At 31.9% G+C, this 4766-nt stretch carries 4 protein-coding genes; all 4 read left to right on the top strand.

From position 1 onward, the window contains the following. Positions 1-213: 213 nt before the first annotated feature. Positions 214-2001 (top strand): Stk1 family PASTA domain-containing Ser/Thr kinase, encoded by a 1788-nt coding sequence (locus tag RR430_RS04260; RefSeq protein WP_332488225.1) that lies wholly within the window; start codon positions 214-216, stop codon positions 1999-2001. A 19-nt stretch (positions 2002-2020) separates the two neighbouring features. Continuing rightward, entirely contained in the window at positions 2021-3595 is a 1575-nt protein-coding gene (locus RR430_RS04265; RefSeq protein ID WP_332508703.1) for an ABC transporter permease, read from the top strand. A gap of 10 nt (positions 3596-3605) precedes the next feature. Then, positions 3606-4283, top strand: a complete 678-nt coding sequence (locus tag RR430_RS04270) for an ABC transporter ATP-binding protein (protein ID WP_332488222.1) — start codon at positions 3606-3608, stop codon at positions 4281-4283. A gap of 231 nt (positions 4284-4514) precedes the next feature. After that, positions 4515-4766 (top strand): hypothetical protein (locus tag RR430_RS04275; RefSeq protein WP_332508704.1); only part of this gene is annotated, 252 nt, incomplete at its 3' end.

Here is a 4766-nt window from a genome sequence, read left to right on the forward strand (position 1 = left end):
CCAGATGGTGACTTTACAGCAGAACAAATCTTAGAAAAATGCAATAGCGAAAACTAAGTATAATCAATATTAAATTAAAAGATTAATTCTTATCTATGTTAGGGATTAATTTTTTTAATTTTACAATTCTTAAGATTTTGTTAATTTTTTCGCTAGTGGGTGGTATTGGTAGACCAAATAAGGTAAAATAATGAGGAAGTGAGGTAATATGCAATGAATGATAAAAAAGATTTTTTAAGTTCACTAGCAGAAGAACTAGAAGAAGAAAAAAAAGGCGTAAGTCATGATGATTTAGAGATTTTTCATCCAACAGATAAGAAAACTGATGAATTACGAAATTATAAAGATTTAGATTATGATTTCAAGAGTACTAAATCTGTTGAAAAAACACCTAAAGTAGAACCACAACCACAAAGAACGGTTATTCCAGAGGCAAAAAAGGTTGCGCCACAACCGGCAACAGCTGTCCCTGTCAGAAAAGCTTCTTTAAAAGATGGTAAAGAGCCTCATAGCTTTCAACAAGAAAAATTGGAAAAAATTGAAAAGAAACCAATTAAAATTGATCCAAAGGTAATGATAGCGGGAATAATAGCACTATTGGTTATCATTGGGGCTGTTTGGTATTTCGTTTTTGCACCAAAAATTCCAATGCCTAATTTTGTTGGAAAAACAATTAATGATGTAGGTGCTTGGGCTAAACAAAACGATATTCCAACATCAAATATTATTATGAATACTGAATTCAGTACGGAATTTGATAAAGATGTAATTATATCTCAGGACAAAGCAGAAGGTAAAAAGATAAAAGATACTACTCCATTAGCGTTTGTAGCATCTAAGGGTGCAGATCCTGATGAACAAGTTGAATTCCCAGACTTAATGAATATGACTTATTCTGAGATTAAAGAGTGGATAGATACCAATAAATTATCTAAAACAAAAATTAACACACAATACAATACCATTGTAGAAAAAGATTTAGTTATTAACTATGATTTGAAAACTGGTACTGAAAGTGGCTTTACAAGAGGTTCTAGTTTGACAATTAACATCTCTAAAGGACCAGCTCCTGCAGGAACTGTAGCGGTTGATAATTTTGTTGGAAAAACATATGCAGAACTTGAACAATGGGCTAATTCAAAGAAAATTGTATTAGAGAAGACAGAAGCATATAGCGATACAGTAGAAGTAGGTAAGATTATTTCTCAAGGAGTTAAAGTTGGGGAAAGCCTTGAAGAAGGTGGAAAACTACCTGTTGTTGTATCAAAGGGTAAAGCGGTTAAGATTCCTAACTTAGTTGGATATACTAAAGAAATGTTAGAGGTATGGGCTGCTACCCCAGATAATAAAGTTACTATAGTTAAAAAAGAACGTTATGACTCAGCTGCTGAAGGAAACGTTATTGCACAATCAATCACTGCCGGATCACAAGTCGATCAAGGGTCAGTTTTAGAACTTACTATTTCTCTATACATGCCTCAATTAGAAACAAATAGTCGTCAATGGTATGGTAAGGATTATTTGGAATTAACTAAATGGGTTGATGATGCAAATGCAAAAGGAGCTAGTTTAGCTACAGGATCTTGGGCAGGAACAACATGTTCTGATGAATATAAAACACCAGGTCAAATTATTGAATATACTTGTTTAGATTCAGGTGGATCAATACTATCCACAGGCGGAAATGGATGTTCAAGACCATTACCAATAAATGCAAAGATTTCGATGAAAGTTTCTTCAGGGGCATGTACAGTGCAACCTACAAAGAAGTCATTTAAGTATACTGGACAAGATTATGATTTATTTAAAGCGTTGTGTGGTGCAAATGGCATTACGATTAGTCTAATAGAAACAGTTGTTACTAATACTGATGATATTGGAAAATATGAAGTAATGGACTCTGCTGGTAATTTAATAAGTATTGATACTACATTAACTGAAGGCACTTCTATAATTGTTAAAGTAAATGTAGCGCAACCAGCAGTATCACCTGCTACTTAAAATAGAAAGAGGATAAAATATGAATTTTCTAAGTCGTGCATGGCGTTATGTATCACGTAGAATTTCAAAATCTATATTACTAGGAATAACATTCTTTATGATTGGTAACTTAGTTCTTATAGGTTTAGGAATTAGTGATGCGGCAAATAATGCAAAAATATTAACACGTAAATCAATGCGTGCTGTTGTTAACTATGAAGTTGATAATGAGAAATTTTGGCAATACACTGATTCACTAGAATCAGATGAAGAGCGTAATGAAGCATATAAAAACTATCCATCAATTAATAGAGAACTTGCATTGAAGTTTGGTGAAGATGAAAGAGTAAAAGCTTTAAACTATTCAGCGACAACTACAATGTATTCAGATGGATTTGATAACGTTCCTTTAGGTAACGAAGAAAAGAAAGCTGAAAATAATGGTGGCGGCGGCGGAGCTGTCACTATGATGGATGGCCAAACCTATGAATATAAAGAACCAAATATTATGATTCAAACAAATATTATTCCTACAATGATTGAATTCACTGATGATACGAATGTAATTGTTGAAGGAAGAATGTATAGCCAAGAAGACATTGATAACGCAAATAAAGTTGCAGTAATAACTAAAGAACTTGCGGAAACAAATGGACTTACTGTAGGAGATACAATAGTTTTAAACAGTCAACAAGGTGGAGCTATGGATGTTTATTATGCAGACATGGGTATTACATTAGATATGACAAAAATGGAATTAGAAATTGTTGGTATTTATACAACTAAAGCAGATGTAGATCCTAATGATCAAAGATTTGAGTGGATGGCACCATATGAATCACCAAAAAACTTTATATTAATTCCAGGAAGTACTTTAGCAGAATTTAATTATACAATTGCAAAAGCAAGCTACGATCATTATCTAGCTCAAGGACAAACGGATTTTATACAAACTGAACCTACTTTAGAAAGTTCTTATTATGCAAATAAAGTAGTTTATTTGCTAGAAGATCCTCTAAAGGTTGATTCATTCGTTGAAGATTATCAAGGTGAATTAGAAGAATATACATTCTTAAATGCAAACAATGAACAATTTAAGAAATTAGCAAAACCATTAGATACATTATCATTCTTTGCGAATGTAATTGTTTGGATTGTTACGTTAAATGCAGTAGTTATTATTTCATTAGTTACAGCATTAACATTAAAAACACGTGAATTTGAAATTGGAGTATTACTAGCGCTTGGTGTAAGTAAGGTTAAAGTTGTATTGCAATTATTTACAGAGTTGATCATTATTGCTGTGCTTGGATTTACACTAGCAGTAGGATCGGGCAGTTTAATTGCAGGAAAAGTTGGTGATATGGTTCTAGATTATCAACAAAGTAATCAAGAAGAAGAGATTACCACTGACAATAACTACACTTGGGTAGGTGATCAAAACTACTTTACAGAAGTAACACAGGAACAAATCTTAAGCCAATATCATGTAACGATTAGTCCTTGGTTAATTATTCAAATCTATGTATTAGGAATCGGAGTAGTATTTATTAGTATTGTTATTCCTTCTGCAATGATTATGAGACTTAATCCAAAGCAAATCTTACTAGCCTAAGGAGGAAGATATGGGAGTAATGTTAAAAGTAGAAAACATCAACTATGGTTATGTAGATGGTGGATATAGAAGAGAAATATTAAAAGATTTAAGCTATGAATTTGAAGAAGGTCAGTTCTATACAATTCTTGGACCCTCAGGTAGTGGTAAGACAACTTTATTAAGTATTCTTGCAGGACTTGATAAACAAGAAAGTGGTTCTGTTTACTACAAAGGTGAGTCGCTAGATAAACTTGGATTATATAAATATCGTCGTAACAAGATTGGTGTAGTATTCCAGGCGTATAACTTGATTCAATATTTAACTGGTATTGAAAATATTGAATTAGCTATGACTGAAACTGATAATAAAATGCCAAAGAATCAAAAAGAAATTGGTTATGCATTACTTGAAAAATTTGGTATTGTTAAAACTAAAGCAGATCGTTTGGTTACTCATTTATCGGGTGGGGAACAACAACGTATTGCAATTGCAAGAGCACTTGCTTCTAACGTAGATTTAATCTTTGCGGATGAACCTACAGGTAATTTAGATAGTGCAACTGAACAAGAAATCATTAGCATTTTTAGAATGTTAACTGAAAAATTTGGTAAAACGGTTATCGTAGTTACACATAGTAACGAAGTATCAAAATTATCAGATCATCGTGTATTCTTACAAGAAGGTAAACTTCAAGATATAGACTAAGAGGTGGCGCAAGTCACTTCTTTTTTTGTCTTTGTATATGAGGTAGCTAAAATAAAAATACTATTAAGTAGCCTCTTAACAATGATGTTTCTAAGTTATCTAACTATAAATTATTACTGGTAAATAAAAAATAGTAAATTTAGTGTAATAAACGGTTAAAAAATTGTTTTTTTCTTGTATAATAAGTGATGAGAAGCAAATTTGTAGAGTGTATGCGGGAGAGATAAATTTATGAAAAGGAATTCGTCTAAAGTAATTCGGTGGGGTTTAATAGTGACAATTGTTTTAGGGACTCTTTTCATTATGGGTGGTTTTATTGTAAAAGAAACTAAAGATGATTTAGATAGCCAAAATAAACAATTTTTAAATGAGATAGCTATTTTAAATGCAAATGCAATTGAAAAGATGGTAAATCAAGAAATTGATAAAATTGCAGCTATTTCAAATATTGCAGGCGGTATAGATGAGTTTAGTATAGAAAAA

This window comes from Anaerorhabdus sp., from assembly GCF_036641015.1.
GTDB lineage: Bacteria > Bacillota_I > Bacilli_A > Erysipelotrichales > Erysipelotrichaceae > Anaerorhabdus.